General features: G+C 62.0%; 30 protein-coding genes. 14 read left to right on the forward strand and 16 right to left on the reverse strand.

The window, feature by feature from the left end; genetic code table 11:
* The first annotated feature begins 31 nt into the window (after nucleotides 1-31).
* The 4 genes from ASE60_RS25230 (at nucleotide 32) to ASE60_RS25245 (ending at nucleotide 2,780) form a co-directional block, all read left to right on the forward strand.
* The gene (locus tag ASE60_RS25230; RefSeq protein WP_057254074.1) at nucleotides 32-922 is read left to right on the forward strand and encodes a LysR substrate-binding domain-containing protein; all 891 of its coding nucleotides are present in this window, start codon (nucleotides 32-34) and stop codon (nucleotides 920-922) included.
* Nucleotides 923-996: 74 nt separating this feature from the next.
* The gene (locus ASE60_RS25235; RefSeq protein WP_057254076.1) at nucleotides 997-1,644 is read left to right on the forward strand and encodes a VIT1/CCC1 transporter family protein; all 648 of its coding nucleotides are present in this window, start codon (nucleotides 997-999) and stop codon (nucleotides 1,642-1,644) included.
* Between the two features lie 164 nt (nucleotides 1,645-1,808).
* Nucleotides 1,809-2,165, forward strand: coding sequence for a VOC family protein (locus ASE60_RS25240; RefSeq protein WP_244495701.1), 357 nt, complete (start codon nucleotides 1,809-1,811; stop codon nucleotides 2,163-2,165).
* Between the two features lie 378 nt (nucleotides 2,166-2,543).
* Nucleotides 2,544-2,780, forward strand: coding sequence for a hypothetical protein (locus tag ASE60_RS25245; RefSeq protein ID WP_082616074.1), 237 nt, complete (start codon nucleotides 2,544-2,546; stop codon nucleotides 2,778-2,780).
* A 252-nt stretch (nucleotides 2,781-3,032) separates the two neighbouring features.
* On the opposite strand, the gene ASE60_RS25250 is transcribed toward ASE60_RS25245, so the two are convergent.
* Nucleotides 3,033-3,272: a hypothetical protein gene (locus ASE60_RS25250; protein WP_156414721.1), complete on the reverse strand. Its 240-nt coding sequence runs from the start codon at nucleotides 3,270-3,272 to the stop codon at nucleotides 3,033-3,035.
* 221 nt (nucleotides 3,273-3,493) lie between these two features.
* Nucleotides 3,494-4,150, reverse strand: coding sequence for a GntR family transcriptional regulator (locus tag ASE60_RS25255; protein ID WP_057254082.1), 657 nt, complete (start codon nucleotides 4,148-4,150; stop codon nucleotides 3,494-3,496).
* 298 nt (nucleotides 4,151-4,448) lie between these two features.
* Here ASE60_RS25255 and ASE60_RS25260 point away from each other — a divergent pair, with 298 nt between their 5' ends.
* The 8 genes from ASE60_RS25260 (at nucleotide 4,449) to ASE60_RS34140 (ending at nucleotide 10,963) form a co-directional block, all read left to right on the forward strand.
* On the forward strand, nucleotides 4,449-5,873 hold the full coding sequence (locus ASE60_RS25260) for a M20 family metallopeptidase (RefSeq protein ID WP_057254084.1): 1,425 nt from the start codon (nucleotides 4,449-4,451) through the stop codon (nucleotides 5,871-5,873).
* Nucleotides 5,874-5,906: 33 nt separating this feature from the next.
* The gene (locus ASE60_RS25265; RefSeq protein ID WP_057254087.1) at nucleotides 5,907-6,626 is read left to right on the forward strand and encodes an ABC transporter permease subunit; all 720 of its coding nucleotides are present in this window, start codon (nucleotides 5,907-5,909) and stop codon (nucleotides 6,624-6,626) included.
* Nucleotides 6,626-7,348: an ABC transporter permease gene (locus tag ASE60_RS25270; protein WP_057254089.1), complete on the forward strand. Its 723-nt coding sequence runs from the start codon at nucleotides 6,626-6,628 to the stop codon at nucleotides 7,346-7,348. Before ASE60_RS25265 ends, ASE60_RS25270 begins: the two co-directional genes overlap by 1 nt.
* Nucleotides 7,349-7,350: 2 nt before the next feature.
* Nucleotides 7,351-8,127 carry an ATP-binding cassette domain-containing protein gene (locus ASE60_RS25275; protein WP_057254091.1) on the forward strand — a complete coding sequence of 259 codons (777 nt, stop codon included), beginning with the start codon at nucleotides 7,351-7,353 and terminating at the stop codon, nucleotides 8,125-8,127.
* Between the two features lie 131 nt (nucleotides 8,128-8,258).
* A complete protein-coding gene (locus ASE60_RS25280) occupies nucleotides 8,259-9,116 on the forward strand; it encodes a transporter substrate-binding domain-containing protein (RefSeq protein WP_057254093.1) in 858 nt (285 codons plus the stop codon).
* A 114-nt stretch (nucleotides 9,117-9,230) separates the two neighbouring features.
* Entirely contained in the window at nucleotides 9,231-9,569 is a 339-nt protein-coding gene (locus ASE60_RS25285) for a metalloregulator ArsR/SmtB family transcription factor (RefSeq protein ID WP_057254095.1), read from the forward strand.
* Nucleotides 9,570-9,633: 64 nt separating this feature from the next.
* A complete protein-coding gene (locus tag ASE60_RS25290; protein WP_057254097.1) occupies nucleotides 9,634-10,101 on the forward strand; it encodes an SRPBCC family protein in 468 nt (155 codons plus the stop codon).
* A gap of 376 nt (nucleotides 10,102-10,477) precedes the next feature.
* Nucleotides 10,478-10,963 (forward strand): BA14K family protein, encoded by a 486-nt coding sequence (locus ASE60_RS34140; protein ID WP_082616076.1) that lies wholly within the window; start codon nucleotides 10,478-10,480, stop codon nucleotides 10,961-10,963.
* Between the two features lie 217 nt (nucleotides 10,964-11,180).
* Here ASE60_RS34140 and ASE60_RS25295 read toward each other — a convergent pair whose 3' ends face one another.
* Complete coding sequence (locus ASE60_RS25295; protein ID WP_057254099.1) at nucleotides 11,181-11,492, reverse strand: hypothetical protein; 312 nt, start codon at nucleotides 11,490-11,492, stop codon at nucleotides 11,181-11,183.
* Between the two features lie 148 nt (nucleotides 11,493-11,640).
* Between ASE60_RS25295 and ASE60_RS25300 the strand changes: the two genes are divergently transcribed.
* A complete protein-coding gene (locus ASE60_RS25300; RefSeq protein ID WP_244495702.1) occupies nucleotides 11,641-12,096 on the forward strand; it encodes a hypothetical protein in 456 nt (151 codons plus the stop codon).
* A 32-nt stretch (nucleotides 12,097-12,128) separates the two neighbouring features.
* On the opposite strand, the gene ASE60_RS25305 is transcribed toward ASE60_RS25300, so the two are convergent.
* From ASE60_RS25305 to ASE60_RS25345, 9 genes are all read right to left on the reverse strand, one after another.
* Nucleotides 12,129-14,201 (reverse strand): ASKHA domain-containing protein, encoded by a 2,073-nt coding sequence (locus ASE60_RS25305; RefSeq protein WP_057254101.1) that lies wholly within the window; start codon nucleotides 14,199-14,201, stop codon nucleotides 12,129-12,131.
* A 154-nt stretch (nucleotides 14,202-14,355) separates the two neighbouring features.
* Complete coding sequence (locus ASE60_RS25310) at nucleotides 14,356-14,688, reverse strand: hypothetical protein (RefSeq protein WP_057254103.1); 333 nt, start codon at nucleotides 14,686-14,688, stop codon at nucleotides 14,356-14,358.
* A 47-nt stretch (nucleotides 14,689-14,735) separates the two neighbouring features.
* Nucleotides 14,736-14,876, reverse strand: a complete 141-nt coding sequence (locus tag ASE60_RS35075) for a hypothetical protein (protein ID WP_162261326.1) — start codon at nucleotides 14,874-14,876, stop codon at nucleotides 14,736-14,738.
* A gap of 202 nt (nucleotides 14,877-15,078) precedes the next feature.
* Nucleotides 15,079-16,041, reverse strand: a complete 963-nt coding sequence (locus tag ASE60_RS25320) for a methyltetrahydrofolate cobalamin methyltransferase (protein WP_057254106.1) — start codon at nucleotides 16,039-16,041, stop codon at nucleotides 15,079-15,081.
* Between the two features lie 98 nt (nucleotides 16,042-16,139).
* Nucleotides 16,140-17,231: a methylenetetrahydrofolate reductase gene (locus ASE60_RS25325; protein WP_057254108.1), complete on the reverse strand. Its 1,092-nt coding sequence runs from the start codon at nucleotides 17,229-17,231 to the stop codon at nucleotides 16,140-16,142.
* A complete protein-coding gene (locus tag ASE60_RS25330; protein WP_112995614.1) occupies nucleotides 17,228-17,794 on the reverse strand; it encodes a methylenetetrahydrofolate reductase C-terminal domain-containing protein in 567 nt (188 codons plus the stop codon). Before ASE60_RS25330 ends, ASE60_RS25325 begins: the two co-directional genes overlap by 4 nt.
* A 28-nt stretch (nucleotides 17,795-17,822) precedes the next feature.
* Complete coding sequence (locus ASE60_RS25335; RefSeq protein WP_057254112.1) at nucleotides 17,823-18,125, reverse strand: virulence factor; 303 nt, start codon at nucleotides 18,123-18,125, stop codon at nucleotides 17,823-17,825.
* A 340-nt stretch (nucleotides 18,126-18,465) separates the two neighbouring features.
* Nucleotides 18,466-19,269, reverse strand: a complete 804-nt coding sequence (locus ASE60_RS25340; protein WP_057254113.1) for a formyl transferase — start codon at nucleotides 19,267-19,269, stop codon at nucleotides 18,466-18,468.
* Between the two features lie 45 nt (nucleotides 19,270-19,314).
* The gene (locus ASE60_RS25345; protein ID WP_057254115.1) at nucleotides 19,315-19,494 is read right to left on the reverse strand and encodes a hypothetical protein; all 180 of its coding nucleotides are present in this window, start codon (nucleotides 19,492-19,494) and stop codon (nucleotides 19,315-19,317) included.
* A gap of 203 nt (nucleotides 19,495-19,697) precedes the next feature.
* Here ASE60_RS25345 and ASE60_RS25350 point away from each other — a divergent pair, with 203 nt between their 5' ends.
* Complete coding sequence (locus ASE60_RS25350; protein WP_057254117.1) at nucleotides 19,698-20,123, forward strand: pyridoxamine 5'-phosphate oxidase family protein; 426 nt, start codon at nucleotides 19,698-19,700, stop codon at nucleotides 20,121-20,123.
* A gap of 19 nt (nucleotides 20,124-20,142) precedes the next feature.
* Here ASE60_RS25350 and ASE60_RS25355 read toward each other — a convergent pair whose 3' ends face one another.
* From ASE60_RS25355 to ASE60_RS25365, 4 genes are all read right to left on the reverse strand, one after another.
* A complete protein-coding gene (locus ASE60_RS25355; RefSeq protein ID WP_057254119.1) occupies nucleotides 20,143-20,916 on the reverse strand; it encodes a pyrroline-5-carboxylate reductase in 774 nt (257 codons plus the stop codon).
* Between the two features lie 313 nt (nucleotides 20,917-21,229).
* Entirely contained in the window at nucleotides 21,230-21,493 is a 264-nt protein-coding gene (locus ASE60_RS25360) for a DUF1488 domain-containing protein (RefSeq protein ID WP_057254121.1), read from the reverse strand.
* A 92-nt stretch (nucleotides 21,494-21,585) separates the two neighbouring features.
* Complete coding sequence (locus tag ASE60_RS36090; RefSeq protein WP_093234627.1) at nucleotides 21,586-21,708, reverse strand: hypothetical protein; 123 nt, start codon at nucleotides 21,706-21,708, stop codon at nucleotides 21,586-21,588.
* Between the two features lie 45 nt (nucleotides 21,709-21,753).
* Nucleotides 21,754-22,059, reverse strand: a complete 306-nt coding sequence (locus tag ASE60_RS25365; RefSeq protein WP_082616078.1) for a hypothetical protein — start codon at nucleotides 22,057-22,059, stop codon at nucleotides 21,754-21,756.
* Nucleotides 22,060-22,436: the final 377 nt, after the last annotated feature.

Consider the following 22,436-nt stretch of genomic DNA (forward strand, 5'->3'; position numbering starts at 1 on the left):
TCTTTCAGTTTTTCTGATCGAGGATGCCGCCATGAACATGATGATGCGCCACGCGCTTCCGCTTCTTGAAATGGACGTGCTGAAGACCTTTGTCGCCATCGCCGAGACCGGCAATTTCACCACCGCGGCCGAAACCGTCTATCGCACGCCGTCTGCGGTCTCGATGCAGATCAAGAAGCTCGAGGAAATGCTCGGCAGCACGCTCTTCCTACGTGACGCGCGCTCGGTGACGCTGACGCCGAAAGGGGAAATGCTGCTCGGCTTTGCCCGCCGGCTGCTGTCGCTCAACAATGAAACGGTGTCGCGCTTCCTGCTGCCGGACATGAATGGCGTCGTGCGTGTCGGTGCGCCCGAGGATGTCGGCGAACGCATCCTGCCTGAAGTGCTGAAGCGTTTTGCGGAGTCCTATCCGAACGTGACGATCGACGTGTCGATCGGCATGAGCAATGCCATGCGCAAGAAGGTCGACGAGCACCGGCTCGACATTGCCATCTTCAACAGCCTCACCGAGGGAACGCCGAGAAACGGCGAAATCCTGATGCAGGAGAAGCTGGTCTGGGCCGGCGCCAAGTGCGGCAACGCGCATCTGAAGGATCCGCTGCCGGTATCGATGTGGGAGGATGGCTGTGTCTGGCGGGCCGATGCGGTGGAGAAGCTGTCGCGCGCGGGCCGCAAGTTCCGCATCGCTTTCTTGAGCGCCTATACTACCGGCCAGCGCGCCGCCGTTCTCGCCGGCCTCGCGATCGCGCCGCTGCCGCGCTACCTCGTTCAGGGCGAAATGGTGCAGCTCGGCGAGCGCGACGGCCTGCCGGATCTCGGCCACTACAATATCGGCCTGCAGGTGATTACTGACGCGCCGGCACCGGTACTGGCCGTTGCCGATCATGTGCGTGACGCTTTCGCCGACCTGCAGATGCAATAGGGAGGTCGCATGCGGTTCGCCGCCTTCCGCCCCCTGTCTTCCACCCTTCGGTTCTTCTCGCGGGGCGAACAACCTTGAGCGACCATCCACGCCCCGTTCTCGATCCAATCGATCGCCTCTCGGAAATCATCTTCGGGCTGCTGATGGCGCTTTCCTTCACGGGAACGATGAGCACGGTCACGGGCAGCGAGGGTGGGGTCAATGCCGTGCTCGTCGCCGCCCTCGGCTGCAACATCGCCTGGGGTATCGTCGATGGCGTCATGTATGTGCTGACGACGGCTGTCGAGCGGGTGCGCCGCCGCGGCTTCCTTGACGCCCTCCGGCGCGAGCCGCTTGCCCGCGCCCGCGAAATGTTCCTGGAAAGCCTGCCGGACGACGTTCGCCGCGTGTCCTCACCAAAGGAGACCGAGGCGCTGCTGCTCCGGGTGAGGGCGCTTTCCTCCGATCCCAGGCACAGGGCGGTGACGGGGCATGACCTGAAAGCGGCTTTCGCCATCTTCCTGCTCGTCGTCACCTCGACGCTGCCGCCCAGCATTCCCTTCCTGTTGATCGACGATGTCGCGCTGGCGATGCGCGTTTCGAACGGTATTGCGCTCGTCATGCTCTTCGTCGTCGGCGCGCGGCTCGGGCAATATATGGGGCGCAGCCCCTGGCCGATGGCCTTTGCGATGACGACGATCGGCGCGGTGCTGGTGGCGGTGACGATCCTGTTTGGCGGTTAGCTTTCGCCGCGCTCCGGTCAATCGCAACCGGCGTTCCAATTCATGGAGTCCTATACTCCGTGGGTGTGCGTGCCCAGCGTGCCCAAGGACCACAGTCGGCCGACCGCAGCCCCTTCTGCTTTCCCGACCAATCTGTACGATTGCCTCCTCACCAGGATAGCCGCATGAAGCTCGCACACATCAACTTGGTCGCCCGCGACGCGGATGCGCTCGCCGCGTTTTACATGAACGTCTTGAAATGCGAGCCCCTTCGCGAACCCAGGATGTTGTCCGGAGAAAAAGTGTCGAGAGGCAATGGGATTGAGAACTCCGAGATCTACTCGATCTGGCTCAAATTCCCCGCACTCGACCGCCCTTTCCTGGAAATTCATGAGCACAAGGTCATGCATGATCGGGGCCAGCCAAGGGTGAACGAGCCTGGCCTTGGGCACCTGTCATTCCAGATGGGCGATATTCGCGCCGTACATTCAGGCAGGTGGAAGCCAGATTGGCGACATCACGGACTTTGGGATGAAGGATAAGCCGTATCTCATCGTCTATGCACGCGATCCCGAGGGGAACATTCTTGAGCTTGAGCAGGCCTGAAACGGGCCGAGCAGATCGCCATCTCTGGCGAGAAGCGGCCGTGCCGTCTCGATCGAAGGGAGCTACTGCATGTTTCCTTTAATCGTAGCCGGTTAAAGGACAAAAACATGCAGCACTTCAAAGTGCTACAGCGACCTTTGCGCGTCTGATAAGACGCGCGGCGCTGTAGTTCCTGGTCTGCTTCCGGTGCCGCATTATCGAAAGCGGACGCGATGCTCCAATCCATCGTCACCCATTGACGTGGGCATTTTTCTTCACAATAGGGTCAAGCCGACGAATGTGGCTACCGCCAGCCACGCAGCAACAGGAGTATAATAGTGAGCGAACCGACCGTAGCAGATGCAACAAACCGCATTTATGAATCGCTCCAGGCGGACAATGCCGACATTGACATGCATATTGCGACCCTCAAGGCAGCGTTGGCGCGGGAGGGTTTGAAAGAAGCCGTATTCGACCCGGCCAGGCTCGTGCAGAACAATCGTTCCGGCAGGAAGCTGATGCAGGCATACTTTCGGCAGCGCGGAGTGACGGTGAAATTCGCGGCTTCGTGAAGCCTTCGCATGACGTCAAACGGGGCCAGTATGACGGCTGACCTGATCACCCTCGCTGCCCCGCGCCCGCGAGAGGTTTCTCGATAACCTACCGGACGACGCGCCGCGTATCCTCACCCAAGGAAACCGAGGTGCTGCTTTTGAGGGTGAGGGCGCTTAGCCACGATCCCAGGCACAAGGCCGTCACGGGCTGCGACCTGAAGGCGGCTTTCGCCATGTCCGCGATCGGCGCGGTACTGGTGGCGGTTACGATCAGGATCGTGAAAACAGCAGTCTTTTTATCTCTTGATAGAAAATAATGTTGAGCAGGAGGATTATGCTGTACTGGCTGACGTCCTTGATCGAGCCACCTTGTGCCTCCCTCTCCATGAAGAAAATGCCGAGAAAACTGATGGCGGTCAGCACCCAGGATAATGTTCTTACCGCGACGCGGAATCCCTTATCGTTAAGCCTCCCAAAGTGTAATGAAAATTTTTTGTCGTCAGCAAACATCGCGCATCCGAGGTAACTGAATAGAAATATACAGTACTGCGGTAAATATGAATGGTAGTTTTTGTAATAATTTATTAAGTAAATATTTATTGCTGAGGCTAATGTATAAAGCGCAATTATCGACATAAGCGTTTTGCTTTTGCTGCCGTTGATAATTTACATTTTCTATCCTGCTTGGTTCGCAATAGGTAAGTACACATCGTCAAGTGCCGAGCTGAGGCTCACGCCCTGATCGGCGCCTGGCGGATGTGGATCTCGATCAGCCGCTTCAATTCGGCAAGATCGCGGGCTTCGAGCGCATCGACCATCAAATGATGTTCGCGCGCCGATTGTTCGATGCGCGCCCGCGTGCGCCATTGCGAGACGGGGGCCGATACGGTTCGCTGGCGGATTTCGGCGACGACGTCGACGAGCTCGGAATTGCCGGCAAGAAGCAGAAGCGCGCGGTGAAAGGCGAGGTTGGCGTCGTAATGCTCCATGATGGAGCCGCGGAACGACATTTCGTCGAACTGCCGGGCGAGCCCGCGCAACTCGGCAATGGCCGCCGGCGTGACATTGGCGATCATCCGGTCGGCGACGCCGGTCTCGAGGATCACGCGGATATCGCTGATCTCCCGCGTGCGCTGGTCGTCAAGTTCGTAGACCTGGTAGCCGCGGTTGGGATTGTGCTGCACCAGCCGGCGCTGCGATAGCCGGTCGAGCGCCCGGCGCACCTCCGGCCGCGTACAATCGTAGCGGCGTTCCAGGTCGATCTGCTTGAGCCAGGTGCCCGCCGGCAATGTCCCGGTCAGGATGTCGTGCAGCAACAGGTCGGTGACATCCTTCTTCTCCTCGGGCCTTTCCTCGGGCGCCAGCATTTCCGTCAGATCGTCGCTCATTCCTGCCTTACACTCTCTCTCTTGCTGCGTGGCGTCTGCCTCGTGCCGGACGTCGCCCGCGTGTGGCTCACGTCGCCAGCGAGTCTCGCACGTCGCCTGCTGCGGCGAAATTGGCTCCATTTTTGGAGAAACTATGATGCTGTCCTAGATAATTCAATGCGCCAGAACGGCTTTCCTTGCCCGCCTCTCGCTGTTGGGCACATCGGTGGAAATGTTTCAGGACCCTCTTGTGTATCCAAAAATGTTATCATAAATTGGTGCCAATTCTGGTTACTATTGTTGCGGAAGTTAGTAAACGATGAAAAATGCCGATGCCGTCTGGGATCTCCTCGAAGCCAAGCGCGAGCGGTTTTTCGTGCTCAGCGATCGGGTCTGGGATACGCCCGAAACCAACTACGAGGAGTTTCGCTCGTCGGCCGAGCATGCGCGTCTTCTGGAGGCTGAGGGCTTCCGCGTGTCGCGTGGCATTGCCGGCATGCCGACGGCGGTCATGGGCGAGGCGGGCGAGGGCGGACCGGTCATTGCCATCCTCGGCGAGTTCGATGCGCTGCCGGGGCTGAGCCAGGAGGCAGGTGTTGCCGAGGAGCGGCCGCTTACCGAGGGCGGCAACGGCCACGGCTGCGGCCACAACCTGCTCGGCGCCGGTTCGATGATGGCGGCCACCGCCGTCAAGGATTATCTTGCTGCCAACGGTATCAAGGGGCGGGTGCGCTATTACGGCTGTCCGGCGGAAGAGGGCGGCTCGTCCAAGGGCTTCATGGTGCGCGCCGGCGTGTTCGACGATGTCGATATCGCGATTTCCTGGCATCCGGCACCCTTTGCCGGTGTCAACAACCCGATTTCGCTGGCCTGCAACGAGCTCGACTTCCGCTTCAGCGGCCGGGCGTCGCATGCATCCGCAGCACCCCATCTCGGCCGCAGTGCGCTCGATGCGCTTGAGCTGATGAATGTCGGGGTCAACTATCTGCGTGAACACATGCCGTCTTCGGCGCGGATCCACTATGCGGTGACGGATACCGGCGGCAATGCGCCGAACGTGGTGCAGGCACGGGCGAAGGCGCGTTACCTCGTTCGCGCCCGCAGCCTGCCGGAACTGCTTGATCTCGTCGAACGGGTCCGCAGCGTGGCCAAGGGTGCGGCGCTGATGACGGGAACCACGGTCACGGACGAGATCGTCAGCGGTGACGCCAACCTGATCGGCAACACGCCGCTCGAGGCGCTGATGCATCGCCAACTCGAGCATCTGGGACCGCCTCAGTTCGATGAGGACGACCGCAGGATGGCGGCAAAATTCCAGGAGACTTTCACCCGCGAGGACATCGCCTCCGCCTTCGAGCGCTTCGGGCTGAAACTGCGGCGCGGCATTTCCCTCTGCGACACGATCTTCCCACCGGAAAACGGCGCCGGCACGCTCGTCGGCTCCACCGATGTCGGAACGGTCAGCTGGGTGGTGCCAACCGTGCAACTGCGCGGCGCAACTTACGCGATCGGCACGCCGGGCCATTCCTGGCAACTGGTCGCGCAAGGCAAACTGCCGGCCGCCCACAAGGGCATGGAGCATGCGGCCAAGGTGATGGCGAGCACGGCGATCGAGCTGATCCTCGATCCGGCGCTGATCGCAGCCGCCAAGGCCGACCACGCGGCGCGGCTGAAGGGCACGCCCTTCGTCAATCCCATTCCAGACGATGTCGACCCGCCGATCCCCGGGGGCGGTCATGGTTAAGTCATCGGTCGACAAGCGAAGGGAGGCGCTGCGATGACTGGGCCCGGTTTCCTTGACATCATTAGCTTCGGGCCTGACGGCTGGGGGCCGGCGCTTGCCGCCGGCGCGTGGATGACGATCCTGATCGCGATCGCAGGTTTTGCGATCGGCGGCGTCATAGGCACCTTCGGTGCCTGGGCGAAAATTTCAGGTGGTCCGCTGCTTTGCTCACTTGCCGAAGCCTACACAACCATCCTGCGCGGCATTCCCGACCTGCTGGTCATCTATCTCTTCTATTTCGGCGGCAGTGCCGTGGTGACGGCCGTTGGCCAATTGTTCGGCGCGGAGGGCTTCGTCAGCTTCCCGGGTTTCCTCGCCGGCGCACTTGCGGTCGGCATCACCTCGGGCGCCCAGCAGACCGAGGTCTATCGTGGCGCCTTTCGCGCCGTCCATCCGGGTGAAGTGGAGGCCGCGACCGCCTGCGGCATGGGGCGGCTGCTCAAGTTCCGTCGCATCACCGCGCCTCTGACGCTGCGTTACGCGCTGCCCGGCCTCGGCAATGTCTGGCAGGTGGTGCTGAAGGAATCGGCGCTGGTCTCGGTCACGGGCGTCGTCGAACTGCTGCGCCAGGCGCAGATCGGCGCCGGATCGACCAGCCGCCCGTTCGACTTCTTCTTCATCGCGGCGATGATCTATCTCGCGATTTCCACGGTCTCGGGCCTCGTTCTTCAGGTCACCGAACGCCGGTTCTCGCGCGGCGTCAGGAGGGGCTGATGGATATCAAATTTGCCCTCGAAACCTTCTGGAGCTTGGCGGCGGCCCTGCCGCTGACGCTTGAGCTTGCCGCCACGTCGATCGTGCTCGGCTCGGTGCTGGCCCTGGGGCTGGCGCTCGCGCGTCTGTCAGGCATTCTCGCGCTCGATCTCTTTGCCCGCGTCTATGTGTTCCTGTTTCGCGGAACGCCGCTGCTCGTGCAGATCTTCCTGATCTATTACGGTCTCAGCCAGTTTCCGGCCGTGCGCCACAGCATTTTCTGGCCGATCCTCCGTGAACCCTACTGGTGCGCGGTGCTGGCGCTGATGCTGAACACGGCCGCCTATGCCAGCGAGATCATCCGCGGCGGGCTGCTTTCGGTCCCGCACGGCCAGGTCGAGGCGGCGCGGGCCTGTGGCATGGGGCGCTTCATGATCTTCCGCCGCATCGTCATGCCGCAAGCGCTTCGCCAGGCGCTGCCCGGCTACGGCAACGAGATGATCTCCATGGTCAAGGCGACCTCGCTCGCCTCGATCATCACGCTGATGGAAATCACTGGCGTCGCCGCCAAGCTCATTTCGGAGAGCTACCGGGTGATCGAGGTCTTCGTCGTCGCGGGGGTCATCTATCTCGCCATCAATTTCGCGCTGACCCGGCTCGTCGCTTTCGCCGAGCACCGGCTGAACCCACAACTGCGCGCGCCGTTGGCGATCTCTGCCGAACTCAAGGGAGAAGCCCATTGAACATGTCCGCCGCCGTCACCGCACCGGTCGCCATCCGCGTGCACGATCTTCACAAGAGCTTCGGCCCGCTCGAGGTCCTGAAAGGCGTGTCGCTCGATGCACGCGAGGGCGAAGTGATTTCCATTCTCGGATCGTCCGGCTCCGGCAAGTCGACGCTGCTTCGTTGCATCAACATGCTGGAGGTGCCGAATTCGGGCACGATCGAGGTCGCCGGCGAGGCGATCCGGCTGAAGACGCTGAGCGACGGGCGCAGCCGTCCGGCCGATCAGAAGCAGGTGGACCGCATCCGCTCCGAACTCGGCATGGTGTTCCAGAGCTTCAATCTCTGGTCCCACAAGACCGTGCTCGAAAACGTCATCGAGGCGCCGGTGCATGTGCTGAAGCGTCCGCGCGCCGAGGCGGTGGAAGAGGCCGAGGCGCTGCTTGCCAAGGTCGGCATCGCCGACAAGCGCAACCACTATCCCTCGCATCTCTCCGGCGGCCAGCAGCAGCGCGCGGCGATTGCCCGCGCGCTTGCCATGCGCCCGAAGGCGATGCTGTTCGACGAACCCACCTCGGCGCTCGACCCGGAACTGGTGGGCGAGGTGCTGCGCGTCATGCGGGGGCTCGCCGAGGAAGGGCGGACCATGCTGGTCGTGACCCACGAGATGGGCTTTGCCCGCGACGTCTCGAGCCGCGTCGTGTTCGTGCACAAGGGAACGATCGAGGAGGAGGGGCCGCCGCACGAGGTCTTCACCCGTTCGAAGTCGGAGCGCTTCCGCCAGTTCATCAAGAGTTGAGATCTGCCGCGAGCGGATGAGGAAAGGTGCATGCGGTTTTTCGCCCGCATCCGCTCCAATCATCATGATCCTCGGCAGGCCGCGCACTAACCACCAAACCAATCAACATCCACAAAAAGGGGAATGCTGTAATGAAAAAGATGACCGCAATCATGGCTTCGGCGCTTGCCGTTGCCGCGGGGCTGATGTCCATGCCGGCTCAGGCCGAAGACAAGAAGTGGACCAAGATCACGATCGCCACCGAAGGCGCCTTTCCGCCCTATAACCTGACCAAGGCGGACGGCACGCTCGACGGTTACGAGATCGAGCTCAGCAAATATCTCTGCGACCATATGAAGGTCGAATGCACTATCATCGCCCAATCCTTCGACGGCCTGATCCCGGCGCTCAACGCCGGCAAGTTCGACGCGATCATGGCCGGCATGTCGGCGACCGAGAAGCGCAAGGAAGTCATCGACTTCTCGATGTCCTATGGCAGCACCGGCCAGGCCTTTGCCACGCTGAAGGGTGGCGATCTCGAAACGCTGCCGATGAAGGGCGAACTGTTCTCGCTCGCCTCCAACGAGGCAGGCGCGCGCAAGGCGGTCGATGAATTGAAGCCGCTGGTCGAAGGCAAGACCGTCGGCGTCCAGACCGCCTCGATCGCCGCGCGCTTCATCGACGAATACCTCAAGGACGTCGTCGAGGTGCGCGAGTACAAGACGACCGAGCAGCACGACCTCGATCTCGTCGCCGGCCGCGTCGACCTCGTCATGGCATCGATGGGCTATCTGAAGACCGCGGTCGAAAAGCCCGCAAATAGCGACATGGTCATCGTCGGCCCCCGTTTCCAGGGCGGCTTCCTCGGCGCCGGCAGCTCCGTCGGCTTGCGCAAGAGCGATACCGAGCTGAAGGCGCTGTTTGACGACGCCATCGCCGCAGCCAAGGCCGACGGCACCATCAAGCGCCTGTCGGAAAAGTGGTTCGGCTTCGACCTGACACCGCAATAATTCGCGGTCCGCCACCGCTCTCAACCCAAGCGCCGCGTGTTCCGCCGAACGCGCGGCGCTTTTGCGTGGCGGCGCCAGCGGTTGACTCTCATAAGCAGTGCCTTATGATAAGTCATGGCTTATGAAGGAAAAGTGCTCACAGCGCTCGCGGACCCGACACGCCGGGCGATCTTCGAGAAGCTTGCCAAAGGACGTTCCTCGGTTGCTGATGTCGCCCGGTCCTTGCCGGTCTCGCAGCCGGCGATCTCGCAGCATCTGAAGGTGCTGAAGGAGGCGGGGCTGGTCACCGACGAGCCTCAGGGCCAGAGGCGCATCTATTCGATCGATCCGGCGGGCCTCGGGCCGCTCAGGCAATGGCTGGACCGCTTCTGGGAGGATCAGCTGGCCGCCTTTAAGGCGCTGGCCGACAGCGACGAGGCTTCGGGAACTGAGCCGAGGGAACCGGAGCGATAGGGGGCGGAAGCCCTACGGTCGACACGCCTCCGCCGCGACCATGTCAGCAATGGGAGGAAAGGATATGCATATGATCGAGCCGGCGCCGGTGCGCAAATCCGTAACCGTCAGCGCTCCTCCGGAGCGCGCCTTCGAGATCTTCGTCGCGCGCATGGGCGACTGGTGGCTGAAGACCCACAGCCTGACGGCGAGCGGCCAGAGGGCTGTTATCGTCGAGCCCGCCGCCGGCGGCCGTTGGTATGAGGTGGGCACCTCGGGCGAGGAAAAGGACTGGGGCCGGGTGCTCGCTTACGAGCCGCCGAAGCGGATCCTCTTCGCCTGGCAGCTCAATGCCGAATGGACCTTCGATGCCGATTTCGAGACCGAGGTGGAGGTGACCTTCGAACCGACGCCGGAAGGCGGCACCACCGTGCGGCTCGAACATCGCGACCTCGCCAACTACGGCGCGAAGGCGGAGGTAGCCCGTGCCTCGCTTGATTCCGACGGTGGCTGGGCAGGGCTGCTCGCAGCGTTTGCGGCGAAGGTGGGGTGAAGCGTCGAGCCCGGTTGGTTTGGCGTCGCATCGAAGGCGGCGCGCTTCCAACCTTGTTTCGAACACAATCGCCCCGTATACACCCGGCCATCGGCATTGCTTATGAGCGCTGAAAATTCTCGCCGCTCGCAATCGCCGCGTCGCATTAGACTTTTGACCACGGATGTACTGGCACTGGTGTAAGAGCGATGATGAGGAAGGTCGGTGCGGTTTCGCCCCGGCCTTTTTTGTTGGCCCCACTACGGAATGATGATCTTCATCTGGTCATGGGCTCCCGCTGCTTTGAGGTTCGACGCTGCGCCAAGCTGCGCACGTTCATCTGAGGTTCATGACGGGTGCCGGAAAATGACCCGACGAACAACAGTTGGACGATGCCATGAAAAGAATAGGTGCAGTACTCGTAGCCGCGGCTACGGCACTGTCGGCGGTCTCGGCGCAGGCCGTGCCCATGTCTCCCGTTTCGGTGGGGCAGTCAGTTTCCCAGCCTGTCGAGTTGATCCACCACAAGCCAGGTCATTACGGCGGACCGCCGCACAAACGCGGGTATAACGGCTACCGTTACGGCGGCAACCGTTACAATGCGGCTCCACGATACGGCTATTACAATGGCTACGAGGGCTACCGCTACCGTCGCGACGGTTACCGTCGGCACAGTGACGGATGGTGGTATCCTCTGGCGGCATTCGGGGCAGGAGTGGTTATCGGTGGCGCGATCGCGCAGCCACCTCGCAGGGTCTATTCCAACGCGCCGTCTGCGCATGTCGAATGGTGCTATGACCGCTACCGCTCGTACAACGCCTACGACAACACTTTCCAGCCCTATTACGGGCCGCGCCAGGAATGCGTGTCGCCGTATTACTGATCAGCACGCCTGCTTGACGGTGGCCATGGGTTCGAAGCCTTGATGGCCATCGATGCCCCGTGGCCGCCTTCGTCCGCCGCCAGTTTGCCCTTTGGCAATGACGGCGGCCGAAAGCTTCGGGACGGCCGTCGTCTCCACCTTCCGACCAGTCTGGTGGGTTGCCCGATTTAGCGCGAGGAGCGGCAGGGTTGGCGGCCGAGAGCGTTGCGGCGAACCTTTATTTTGTTGGTGTCGGCCGCACCAGCGTGACGACGCGTGGCTTTGATGGCGCATCCAGCCATTCGATCCACTTGTCCCGTTCCTCGATCGTGTCGAAGAACCGCCAGAGCTTGTAATCTTCTTCGGTCGTCTGCAGCATCTCGCCGAGCGAGACGAGCTCCATCGGCAGCTCCACCTCGTTGCCGTCGTAGCGAATGAAATAGATGCCTTCGGCGGCGAGACGGACCACCTGGCCGGTGCCATAGGTGCCATCGGGATCGTCGACGGTGAAGTACATGCCGGTCAGGGTATCGAGAATCTTGTCGTTCATGGGTTTTGGATGCCAGTTCAAAGAATACGATTCATCAGACCGTCGCCCGCCGCCGGAATTAAGGCAAGCCGAAATATCGAGTGTCCACGTCTGGTGAAGAGGTCAGGCAGCGTTCCAGACGGTGCGAGACGGCAGAAGAGTTGACAAAGTGGCGGCTGACCGGAACCATCTCGTCGTCAACAGAAACAGTGCCCACAATCAAATCATGCAGATATCGATACCGCAGGAGGCTTTTCCCGCGTTGGGAACTGTCGCAAATCCCGCTGTGCTCTACGATGGGCTCAGCGCTTTTGTCTGTTATGAAGCTGCTCCGAGCGCTGGCGGCGGTAATGTCGTTCTCAAGTTCGGCGACGTTATCGATTTCCGGATTACGCCGATGAATGTCGATGGCCTGCCGGAGTGCAGGTACCCAATCCGTCCATGGGCGTTCAATGAAGTCGTGGACGGTGACGAAGCGGCCAAATGGAAAGTCCTCAATCCGCGTTTCTGGCTCATATCCTTTAACGACGTAACGATCGAGGTTCTGTTCGAGACGGCCTCGCTCGAGCTTCATGACGAGCGAGGCGGGCCGCTGCCCAGGACGCTGATGAGCGCCTTGAGATGACGGTCTGAAGACGGCAGCTTAGCCGACTCACTCTACTCCCGGCTTCTTCTCCGCCGACGACCGCCACCCTCGCCATCATCGCCCGTCACCTTGCGCTCCGGCAAAGTCACGACTGCAGAAAGCTTCGGGAAGGCGTCGACCTTGTTCGGCATCGCCATGGCGTTGACGAAGTGCTCCTGAAACTTTGATTCAAGCGCCGTCTCTATCTTCTCGATTTTGCTGACGGTTTGCTCGATCTCGCGACGGTGGCCGCGGTTAAGCAGCGCCATCAGCGCGCCGGTGCCGGCGGCGTTGCCGACGGCCTTGACCTCGTCGAGGTCGCAGTCCGGAATGAGGCCCAGGACCATCGCGTATTTCGGGTCGATGAAGGAGCCGAAGGCGCCGGCAAAGCGGATGGTGTCGACATGCTCGATATCGAGCTTCTCCATCAACAGCTTGATGCCGGCATAGAGGGCAGCTTTCGCAAGCTGGATGGCGCGGATGTCGTTCTGCGTCACGGTAATGCGCTGTTCGCCCTCGTGCAGCAGATAGGAGAAGGTGCGGCCGTTGGGGATGATGCGCGGGCTTTTCGCCGCCATCGCGCCATCGACGACGCCATCCTGCGAGATGATGCCGGAAAGGTACATCTCGGCGACGATCTCGATGATCGCCGAGCCGCAGATGCCTGTCACGCCGACGGAGGCGGCCGCCTCGGCAAAACCTTCCTCGTCCGACCACTTGTCGACGCCGATCACCCGGAAGCGCGGTTCCAGCGTTTCGGGGTCGATACGCACGCGCTCGATGGCGCCGGGGGCGGCGCGCTGGCCCGAGGAGATTTCAGCACCCTCGAAGGCTGGGCCTGTCGGTGACGAGGCGGCGACGACGCGGTCCTTGTTGCCGAGCACGATCTCGGCATTGGTGCCGACATCGACGAGCAGCATCATCTTGTCCTGGCGATAGGGACCTTCGGCGAGCGTGGCACCCGCCGCATCGGCGCCGACGTGGCCGGCGATGCAGGGCAGCATATAGAGCCGCGCGCCGCGGTTGACGTCGATGTCGATCTCGTGCGCCCAATATTGCAGCGCGCCGGAGACGGCGAGCGCAAACGGCGCCTGGCCGAGTTCCGTCGGGTCGATGCCGAGGAACAGGTGGTGCATGATCGGGTTGCCAACGAAGACCATGTCGAGAATGTCGTGGCGGTCGACTTCGCCCTCGGCGCAGACCTTGCCGATCAGGCCGTTGACCGCCTCGCGCACCGCCTTGGTCATGGCTTCCCGGCCGTCCGGGTTCATCATCACGTAGGAAACGCGGCTCATCAGGTCTTCGCCGAAGCGGATCTGCGGGTTGGAGGCGCCCGAGGAGCCGACGATGCGGCCGGAAAGCAGCGACACCAGATGCATGGCGATGGTGGTCGAACCGATGTCGCAGGCAACGCCATAGGCCTCGTTCTTCAGACCCGGCCACAGGCCGACGATGAAGGGGCGGGATGAATCCATGTCGCGGTGGATGGCGGCGGTGACGGCCCAGTTGCCCTTGCGCAGAATGGTCTGCACCTGCGGGATCAGGTGCGGCGCAATCAGGAGATCCTTCCAGCCCCAGTCCTTCTCCAGCATCACCTTCAGCCGGTCGAGGTCGCCGAGCGGCTTGTGCATGTCGGGCTCGTCCACCTCGACATAGCAGAGCTGGACGGCGGCATTGCGCTCGATCACCCGATCGGTCGCGGCCTTGCGCACCACCTGCGCGTTGATGACGGTATCCTGCGGCACGTCGATGACGAGATCACCGAGGATCTGGGCGGAACAGGAGAGGCGTCGGCCATCGGGCAGGCCGCGGATCTTTTCGTAGCGATCTTCCTTGGCGCCCTTTTCCGAGATGTGCTCGTTGGAGGAAACGATCTTGTGCTTGGCGAAGTTACCTTCCTGCACCACGATCTGACAGCGCCCGCAGGTGGCGCGGCCGCCGCACACACTTTCGACATAGACGCCGAGCTTGCGGGCGGCATCGAGAACCGGGGTGCCGACCGGGAAGCGGCCGCGTTTGCCCGAAGGCATGAACAGCACCAGAGGTTCCTTTTGCGCGGCTTCGGTCATGTTGATCTCGATCTCGGAAGTGCCTTCGATGCGCATGCTCTAGTCTTTCGTCAGGTCCGCTTCAACAGGTGAGCGAAGCACGGCTAAACGGTTTCAGACTGCACCGGAACGCCGCCCGATAGTTGTCCAATCCCGACATGGAAGCATCTGTTTCAAACAGTTAAGGCGTGAGGCTTGGCGGCCGGTCAGGTTACTTGCGCGACAGACGCCGGGCGTTGCTGCGCACCCGCTTGCCATAGGGCCTGAGCGCTGCGGACGCAATCGCCGTTCCGTGGCCGGAGGCCGTGCCGCCGGCCATCAGCCGCAGCGTGTTGTCGAAGGCAGCTTTCCAAAGGGCCATGTTCACGGCCATGACGCTTTCCGCTGAGGCCGCGATCTTCTCGGAGATCATGCGGTGAAGCTCGGTTACGTCGTGGGACTTGCCCGTTAGCGCCGCCATCTGCATTTCCTGCAGCCGGACGGCGATGACGAAGGGCGCTTCAAACCAGAGGGTCGCGGCATCGAGGCGAAGGCGGCGTGTCATGGTGATCTCCACTTTGCGTTGGCGGATGGATGAACCGACGTGCGTTGCTACGGCGCCCCGGCAAGTTTTACGACTGCGAGTGCATACACAAGAGCCGCTCCGAGCACGGCCGAACTGCCCCAGAGGCGGGCCTTGATGACCCGTTCCTCCGGACCGAGATAGACCTTCTTTGTGACGGTGGCGATCATTATTGCTCCAAGCACGACAGCCGTCACGATGATCACAGGCACAACATAGGTCCGGAGTACTGCGTAAAACCGCTGAAACTCCGCCGCATCGTCAAACAACGTGTACCGGGCGATAACGACCAAAGGGAGAACGACGGCGAGGAGGCGCAGTTGGCTTCCGATCGTCTTTCTCCCTTCGATTGCTTCAGGGTCGAACCAAGAACTATTCGCTCGCAGCCGCACCGCCGGTGCGGGCCGCGCGACCGCCGCGGCGTCCACCGCTGGCGGCTGCCGGTGCGGCCGCAACGACGTGACCGCCTTCGGCCGGCTTGTGGTCGCGATAGGTCTTGATCCAGTGGGTGCAGTTCGGATCGGTGCCGTTCAGAACGTTGGCGGCGCGCACGGCTTCCATTTCCTGCGGGCGGCAGGGGTTCATGATCGCCGACGTCATGCCGGCGCCGATGACCATCGGGATGAAGCCGGCATTGATGCCGTGGCGGTGCGGCAGGCCGAAGGAGATGTTGGAGAGGCCGCAGGTGGTGTTGACCTTGAGCTCCTCGCGGAGCCGCCGCAGGAGCGCGAAGACCTGCCGGCCAGCGTCGCCCAGGGCTCCGATCGGCATGACCAGCGGATCGACAACGATGTCGTGTGGCTTGATGCCGTGATCCAGGGCGCGCTCGACGATCTTCTTGGCGACGGCGAAGCGCACGTCCGGGTCCATCGAGATTCCGGTTTCATCGTTGGAGATAGCCACCACCGGTACGTCGTATTTCTTGACGAGCGGCAGAATCGCTTCGAGCTTCTCCTCTTCGCCGGTGACGGAATTGACCAGCGGGCGGCCCTTGGCAACGCGCAGTGCCGCCTCGATCGCGGCGGTGACGGAACTGTCGATCGCCAGCGGTACATCGACGAGGCCCTGGACGATTTCGAGCGTCTTGACGAGCAGCGGCGGCTCGGTCTCGTTCGGGTTGACGGCGGTGACGCCGGCGTTAACGTCGAGCATCGTCGCGCCCGCTGCCACCTGCTCCAGCGCATCCTTGATCACCGTGTCGAAGTTGCCCTCGATCATTTCGGCGGCGAGTTTCTTGCGGCCGGTCGGGTTGATGCGTTCGCCGATGACGCAGAACGGCTGGTCGAAGCCGATGATGATCTCGCGGGTGGCGGAAGCGACGATGGTCCGGGTCATGCAGGGTCCTTTGTCAATTGGCGTCGGGCTATGTAATCACGCCCAGGAAGTCGATGATAGGCGCCTTCTGATAGGCGCCGGTTTTGTCTGCGGTCTGGTCAGTGCGGATGATGGGCTGCGGCTTCGGCCATCTCCTGCTGGTTTTCTTCCTTGCCTTCGCGAATATGCTCCAGCCGCTCGGCAACGAGCGCATCCTCAGGCAGCGTCTCGTGCTTCCAGGGCCGGCGGCCCTTCAGCACGCCCGATTCATGCACGATCTCTGCGACATATTCTTCCTGGCGATAGGCCATCACGTGGATGCCGGAGACACCTTCGATCTCCTTCACCTCGTTGATGATGTCGATGCAGAGCTGCTTGCCTTCCTTCTTCTGGTCCTGCGCGCCTTCCAGGCGGGTAATGACGCTGTCGGGGATATGGATGCCCGGAACGTTGGAGCGGATCCAGCGGGCGGTCTTGGCCGATGCCATCGGCCCGACGCCGACGAGGATATAGCACTTCTCGTGCAAGCCGAGGTCGCGCACCTTCTTCATGTATTCGCGGAACATCGGCACGTCGAAGCAGTACTGGCTCTGCACGAACTGCGCGCCGGCCTCGATCTTCTTGGCCAGCCGGTAGGGGCGGAAATCGTAAGGCGGGGCAAAGGGGTTGATGGCAGCACCCAGGAACACCTGCGGCGGCGTCGTCAGCTTGCGGCCGGAAAGGAACTTCGAGTTGTCGCGCATGATGCGCACGGTTTCGAGCAGCGACATGCAGTCGAGGTCGAAGACCGGCTTTGCGCCCGGCTGGTCGCCGGCCTGCACGCCGTCGCCGGTCAGGCACATGATGTTCTGCACGCCCATGGCCGAAGCGCCGAGCACGTCGCCCTGGATGGCGATGCGATTCTTGTCGCGGCAGGCGATCTGCATGATCGGCGCATAGCCCATGCGGGTCAAAAGCGCGCAGATGCCGACCGAGGACATGTGGCAGTTGGCGCCGGATGCATCCACCGCGTTGATGCCGTCGACCCAGCCGTCGAAGACCGCAGCGCGTTCGTAGACGTCCTGCGGGTTGGCGCTGTCGGGCGGGTTGAGCTCGGCGGTGACGGCAAATTCGCCGCGACGCAGAACACGCTCCAGACGGCCGCGGGAGGAATGGCCGGGCAGGGGCTCAAGCGGCGCGCCGGGATCGAAGGGATTGATATCGGGGCTCATGCCTGGCCTTCCTTGGATGCCGCTTCACGCTGCGCTGCGGCTTCCGCCGTAACGCGCAGCCAGGACGAAGTTTCGCGCAGCGACTGGTTGACCGGCTTCTGCACGTTCATGATCGCATTGCCCTTCTCCATGTTCTGCGAGCCCTTCCAGGCCTGCACCCAGACGCAGGGCATATCCGGCTCGACCTCGCAATTGCCGTTGGCGCGCACGCCGCCGCAGGGGCCATTGCGCAGCTGCTTCGGACAGTTCATCGGGCAGGACATGCCGGTTGAAGACAGCGCGCACTGGCCGCACATGCGACAGTCGAACAGGAAGCCCTTGACGTGACGCTCGACGAAGGTCACCGGCCGCTCGACCCGTCCGTAGCCGATCGCGTTCCACAGCGGATGCAAGAGCAGGAATACATCGGCGAAGCGGTTGTAGAACCACTCGAGGAAACGGGAGTTGCGCACGGCCCAGAGGCGAACCGTATATTTGTGGCGCGACCGGCGGCTCGGAGAAACCCCGGTCGGGGTATAGGCGCCGGTCGCAGCCTTTGCCCCAGGTGCTGCGTTGCCCTTCATGATCTTCTGTTCGCCTGCAGGTTTGGCATCAGCCATTGTCGCGGCCTCCGGCCTTGACCAGTGCGACGAGCCGCTCGCGGTCATAGGCGGCTTCGAGTTCGGCGGCAGCGCTGTCGGCTTCCGCTTCCAGATCGTCCGACACCGGCACCGGATCGGCCTTGCGCCATTCTGCGAGATAGTCGTCGGTTTCGGCGGCACCGGTGCGCATCGCGCACATGTCGATCGCCTCGGTGAAACGCAGCGACAGCTCGCGCTTCGCCGTCGTGCGGCCCTTCTTGATGATGATCTGGGCCGGAATGTCGCGCCAGTAGACGATAATGCGATCTGCCATCGGGTGTCGTTCTCCTCCCCTGCATGTTTCCTTTAATCGGAGCCGATTAAGGATCAAAAACATGCAGCACTCTAAAGCGCTACAGCGACCTTTGCGCGCCTGATACGACGCGCGGCGCTGTAGGTGCGACAATGCGCATGTACAGGCGTCCGGGCTCATCTCGCCACGACGTCGGATATGTCCAAAAACGACGCTGGGCGACGAGCCGCCGCGGGCGCGCTTCAGGAGACGCGCGAGCGTCGGCCGGGTGGTCCGGCGCGTCAATGCCGTTCGGAGCGGATTGCCCACAGTTTCAGGCTTTTAGCGCGCATGCGACAGGACCGATAACCCTTTGCACCGCCTACCAGATACGACGTGTGAGCCCGTTCCACACCCAGGTCCAGATCGGGGGGTGGTACCATTGCCGTGACGGGCCTGCGACATCGGTGGGTCGTAAGTTTCCCTCAAGCGCGTCCTCGACGGCAGCGATCGCGATTTCAGTGGAAGCAGCCGTCTGCAGCAGCGGATAGGTGTGCATCGTGTCGCTTTGGCTCGGCCTTTGGCGTGACTGGTAGAGCACACCGCCGGTGTCGACGCCGGCATCGACCAGATGCACGGTCGCGCCGAAATTCTCCGCATCGTCGCTGACCAGCGCCCAGTAGCCGCCCATCAGGCCGCGATAGGTGGGGTTGATACCGGCATGGAAATTGAGGACCGGGCAGGGGATCGCGGCAAGGGTTCCGGCCTTCAGCATGCGGCAACTGATGAGGAAGACGACGCCCGGGTCCAGCGCGCGGATGTGCACCAGAGTTTCGGCGTCGTTGATCGAGGCGACCGGTTTGATGGTAATTGATGGATCGGGCGTGCCCGAAACCTTGTAGGTCTTCAGAATTTCTTTGGCGCGGCTACGGGTAAAGCGCTTGCCGAAGCGCGAGGCGATCATGGTGGCAAGCTGCCCCAGCGCCGTCGGCCAGCCGAGCTTGCGGGCGCGGCGGCGCAGGAACACAGCTTTCGATTCCGGCTGTTCCTCGATGACGGTGATGTCGGAAAAGCGCGCGGCGAGCGCATTGATCATGATCCACGGGTTCTCACCGCCCGCCGTGACCACGACGATACGGCCCGGGCGCTTGCCTGCGGCTTGATTCGGACTGGCGATGTCGGTCATGGCGGCCCCGCGGATGAACAGGGCCGAGTTATGAAGGCTTGCCCGTTACCGGCGGCTTAACTTGTTCCAGTACCATTCGGCCACGCCGCCGCCGAGCACGACCAATGCCACGGACTCGAGCATCGCTACGTCTTCCGTCAGGTTGCAGACCGCACCGATCAGCAGAGCCAGAAGCAGGCCGGCCGCACATCCAAGCGCATAGGGCAGGTATTCGAGGAATTTCACTGCTGTCTCCTCCGACAGGCGTGGCGATCTTCTTCAATATGGCCTCACGGCAAGGGCGCCGCGCTGCTGATGGTTCGCCGCATGGTTGCCGATGGCTATGAGATCACCTTGACTCCCTCCATCGCCTTGTCAAGCTGAGCTTGGCAGGAAAGCCTGAATTCGTTCCGCCGGCAACGCACCCAGCCATCCGGGAAGATGAAGCAATGGGCGACATTCAAGCCAGACGCATGATCCTCGACTTCTTGAGGCAGCACACCTTGGCCGTGATCGCGACCTGCGGCCGGGATGGCAGGCCTGAAGCGGCGGCTATCGATTTCTCGGTGCGAGACGACCTGGAAATCGTGTTCGACACGTTCGAACATACCCGCAAGTTCGTCAATCTCTCCGAGCAGAGCCGTGTCGCGCTCGTCATCGGCTGGGACAACAACATCACCGTTCAATATGAAGGCGACGCGACGAAGGTCTCCGCCGATGATCTCGAGCGATACCAGGAAGCGCATGTGAAAAGCGTTCCGGCCGAAAGAGAGTTTGTCGAGAAGGGTGCCGTGGTGTTCCGGGTCGAACCGCGCTGGATTCGCTACTCCGATTACAGCAAGACTCCTCCCGACGTGATCGAGCTTCGCTTCTGAGGTTGTACCGTGGCCAACGCTATGAAGCCGCGGTGATGCGGCGGTGAATACCGCCGAGACTTTCCTTGAACCGCTCGAACGTCCCGTGCTCCGTCAGCTCTCGCAGCACCTGTTCGTTGATTCCGCCGCGGGTCGCATAGTCCTGAGCCAGATGCGCGAAGCTGGCATTCGGCGTCGTTGCCGGTGCCTGTCCCAACGCGGCAAACAGCGAGGCCACATAGTCACGCCCCTTGGCGTCCTCCACGCCGTTGTCTTTCAGCCAGCCATGGATCGTTTCGAGATATTTGAAGTAGCTGGCATAGGTGGCAGTCGCCACGCTCAGCACATCGAACTCGCTCTCGCTTTCAACCTCGATCGCCTTGCCGAGCCTGCCGAAAAACGCTGCCATTTCCGGATCCGGCGGGAAAATGATCGTCGGCCCCTGGCGGATCGCGATCATCGGCATCGGCAATGCCTTGGTCACCCGCTTCACCGGGCCGACCATGGCGGCGATCTCATTGCAGGAGAAGGTCGCGATCAGGCTGACCACGTGATGGTCTGGCCGGAAGCGTAACAGCGGCAGCACTTCGCGGGCGATCTGTGGCCGGACGGCAAGCATGACCGTGTCGCAATCGTCCAGGACCGCCTGATTGTCGGCCGCCACCCGCACATCGGGAAACCGCGCGGCAAGGCCCGCCGCGATCTCTTCGTTGCGTGGCGACAGCACGACCGGCGTGGTTTCGCCCGGAAGCGATTTGAGCCCGGTGACGATCGCAGACGAGAGTGCGCCGGTGCCGATGAAGCCGAGTTTCATGAGAAGTCCTGTCGCTTGGTGATTTCAGCAGATCCGTGAAACTGCCGGGTGCCGCATGCACGGGTCCTGGTTTGTGGTTCGCGGAACAATAATACCAAAGGCGCTGGCGACAAGCGGTCGCGACAGCGTCGCCCACAGGGTAGCGGGACGCATTTCAACAACGGAGTTGAGGTTGCCACACCCTGTCGCCGCCTGCGGGGAGAGGGGACGTGGACAGTGAAGTCGCCGAACAGGGCGGCGATCCTGTGAGACCAAGGGGTGTTGGGCGCGAGCGGGTGCCGCGGGTTTCCTTCCGAGATCTAGCGGCCGAGATCTAGCGGAAGTCCGCGGCTGTGAGGATATAGATTGTCCGGCGCCCGTTGGCATAGGCTGCCCTTGCGACTTCGTAGATCGAGTTGCGTGCGGCGTCGAATGCCTGGAGGCAGGCCGCCTCGGTCGTCCGGGTGGGCGCGCCACGGGCCAGAGCCGCCGCCTCGACATAGAAGGGCACTTCGAACATGCCGTCGTGGCCAAGGAAGCGAACGGCGTTCCTCGCACCATCGAAGCTTCGGGATTGGTTTGGGAAGCTCAGTGGCATGGTGTGATCCTTTTAGCGGTAAGCCAAGTTGGCCAGCGGTGGGTCGGCCGGGTGGACGCGTGAAGACGTGCATTCATCTTCGCGCCGCGCCATCACAAGATCCGCCCGAAGAGGATTGTGGTAACGACGACGGCGATCGCGAGCGAAAGGGCAATCCAGGCAAGCAGACCGCGATAGTCGAAGAGATAGATCTGAGCCGGTATGTGGTACTTCATGATCGCCTCCTGTGGCTGATCTGTTCGGACCGCTTGGCTTGGTGTTTACAAGATGTGTGCAGTTCTGAACGCCCGTTCGGCCCGTGCGATCGCGTCGTTGCCGGCATTGGCGAGTTCGAGATTGCCTTCATCGGTTACCCGCTCATGGCATTCGCCGTTGCTGCGTATGCGGTACTGGAGCGCATTGTCGCGGATCGGCAGCGTCGCGGTAATGCGATATGTTTCTCCGACAATTGACTCCCTCGTCAGCGCCCCTCTGGAGCGAACGAGCTGGCCAACGTGAAAACGGTGGACAGGCGACTGGTCGCGCGGACTGCGGATGATGCGTTTGGTGAACGTTAGCGTGTTCATGATGGTCTCAGTCCTCTAAAAATGTGCTTGGGCACGGTCGGCCGGACAGCTGCTCAAAGATGGCTTGGCTCGGGCGAACAGATGTCCCGAAGCGAGATGTGCTTCGAGACGAAGCGTTGGCCCAAGCACTGGAACCGAAGCTTGCGTATCTGTCGAAAATTTAGGAGATCGGGGCGGTTCGAAGTTCTGATACCGCGAAAGCCACATCGGCCAAATCTACTTGGCTTAATATAGCGCGTCGATTGAGTTTCAATTGAGGCGGTTGTGTCTGCTGGTGGGGATGCGCGCTCCTGTTGGCGGGCTTGCCGGTGGTTCTCCGGATGTCGGGGCTCATCAACCGTCACTCCATCACGGTTTTCCGTTGTCCGCTCGATAAA

Source organism: Ensifer sp. Root278, from assembly GCF_001429285.1.
Lineage (GTDB): Bacteria > Pseudomonadota > Alphaproteobacteria > Rhizobiales > Rhizobiaceae > Ensifer.

Excerpts from the sequence above, each read along its gene's own strand:
- ASE60_RS25230 (WP_057254074.1), top strand. The coding sequence starts at position 32 with ATGAACATGATGATGCGCCACGCGCTTCCGCTTCTTGAAATGGACGTG.
- ASE60_RS25240 (WP_244495701.1), top strand. The coding sequence starts at position 1,809 with ATGAAGCTCGCACACATCAACTTGGTCGCCCGCGACGCGGATGCGCTC.
- ASE60_RS25250 (WP_156414721.1), bottom strand. The coding sequence starts at position 3,272 with ATGTTTGCTGACGACAAAAAATTTTCATTACACTTTGGGAGGCTTAAC.
- ASE60_RS25255 (WP_057254082.1), bottom strand. The coding sequence starts at position 4,150 with ATGAGCGACGATCTGACGGAAATGCTGGCGCCCGAGGAAAGGCCCGAG.
- ASE60_RS25260 (WP_057254084.1), top strand. The coding sequence starts at position 4,449 with ATGAAAAATGCCGATGCCGTCTGGGATCTCCTCGAAGCCAAGCGCGAG.
- ASE60_RS25265 (WP_057254087.1), top strand. The coding sequence starts at position 5,907 with ATGACTGGGCCCGGTTTCCTTGACATCATTAGCTTCGGGCCTGACGGC.
- ASE60_RS25270 (WP_057254089.1), top strand. The coding sequence starts at position 6,626 with ATGGATATCAAATTTGCCCTCGAAACCTTCTGGAGCTTGGCGGCGGCC.
- ASE60_RS25275 (WP_057254091.1), top strand. The coding sequence starts at position 7,351 with ATGTCCGCCGCCGTCACCGCACCGGTCGCCATCCGCGTGCACGATCTT.
- ASE60_RS25280 (WP_057254093.1), top strand. The coding sequence starts at position 8,259 with ATGAAAAAGATGACCGCAATCATGGCTTCGGCGCTTGCCGTTGCCGCG.
- ASE60_RS25285 (WP_057254095.1), top strand. The coding sequence starts at position 9,231 with ATGGCTTATGAAGGAAAAGTGCTCACAGCGCTCGCGGACCCGACACGC.
- ASE60_RS25290 (WP_057254097.1), top strand. The coding sequence starts at position 9,634 with ATGCATATGATCGAGCCGGCGCCGGTGCGCAAATCCGTAACCGTCAGC.
- ASE60_RS34140 (WP_082616076.1), top strand. The coding sequence starts at position 10,478 with ATGAAAAGAATAGGTGCAGTACTCGTAGCCGCGGCTACGGCACTGTCG.
- ASE60_RS25295 (WP_057254099.1), bottom strand. The coding sequence starts at position 11,492 with ATGAACGACAAGATTCTCGATACCCTGACCGGCATGTACTTCACCGTC.
- ASE60_RS25305 (WP_057254101.1), bottom strand. The coding sequence starts at position 14,201 with ATGCGCATCGAAGGCACTTCCGAGATCGAGATCAACATGACCGAAGCC.
- ASE60_RS25310 (WP_057254103.1), bottom strand. The coding sequence starts at position 14,688 with ATGACACGCCGCCTTCGCCTCGATGCCGCGACCCTCTGGTTTGAAGCG.
- ASE60_RS35075 (WP_162261326.1), bottom strand. The coding sequence starts at position 14,876 with ATGATCGCCACCGTCACAAAGAAGGTCTATCTCGGTCCGGAGGAACGG.
- ASE60_RS25320 (WP_057254106.1), bottom strand. The coding sequence starts at position 16,041 with ATGACCCGGACCATCGTCGCTTCCGCCACCCGCGAGATCATCATCGGC.
- ASE60_RS25325 (WP_057254108.1), bottom strand. The coding sequence starts at position 17,231 with ATGAGCCCCGATATCAATCCCTTCGATCCCGGCGCGCCGCTTGAGCCC.
- ASE60_RS25330 (WP_112995614.1), bottom strand. The coding sequence starts at position 17,794 with ATGAAGGGCAACGCAGCACCTGGGGCAAAGGCTGCGACCGGCGCCTAT.
- ASE60_RS25335 (WP_057254112.1), bottom strand. The coding sequence starts at position 18,125 with ATGGCAGATCGCATTATCGTCTACTGGCGCGACATTCCGGCCCAGATC.
- ASE60_RS25340 (WP_057254113.1), bottom strand. The coding sequence starts at position 19,269 with ATGACCGACATCGCCAGTCCGAATCAAGCCGCAGGCAAGCGCCCGGGC.
- ASE60_RS25350 (WP_057254117.1), top strand. The coding sequence starts at position 19,698 with ATGGGCGACATTCAAGCCAGACGCATGATCCTCGACTTCTTGAGGCAG.
- ASE60_RS25355 (WP_057254119.1), bottom strand. The coding sequence starts at position 20,916 with ATGAAACTCGGCTTCATCGGCACCGGCGCACTCTCGTCTGCGATCGTC.
- ASE60_RS25360 (WP_057254121.1), bottom strand. The coding sequence starts at position 21,493 with ATGCCACTGAGCTTCCCAAACCAATCCCGAAGCTTCGATGGTGCGAGG.
- ASE60_RS36090 (WP_093234627.1), bottom strand. The coding sequence starts at position 21,708 with ATGAAGTACCACATACCGGCTCAGATCTATCTCTTCGACTATCGCGGT.
- ASE60_RS25365 (WP_082616078.1), bottom strand. The coding sequence starts at position 22,059 with ATGAACACGCTAACGTTCACCAAACGCATCATCCGCAGTCCGCGCGAC.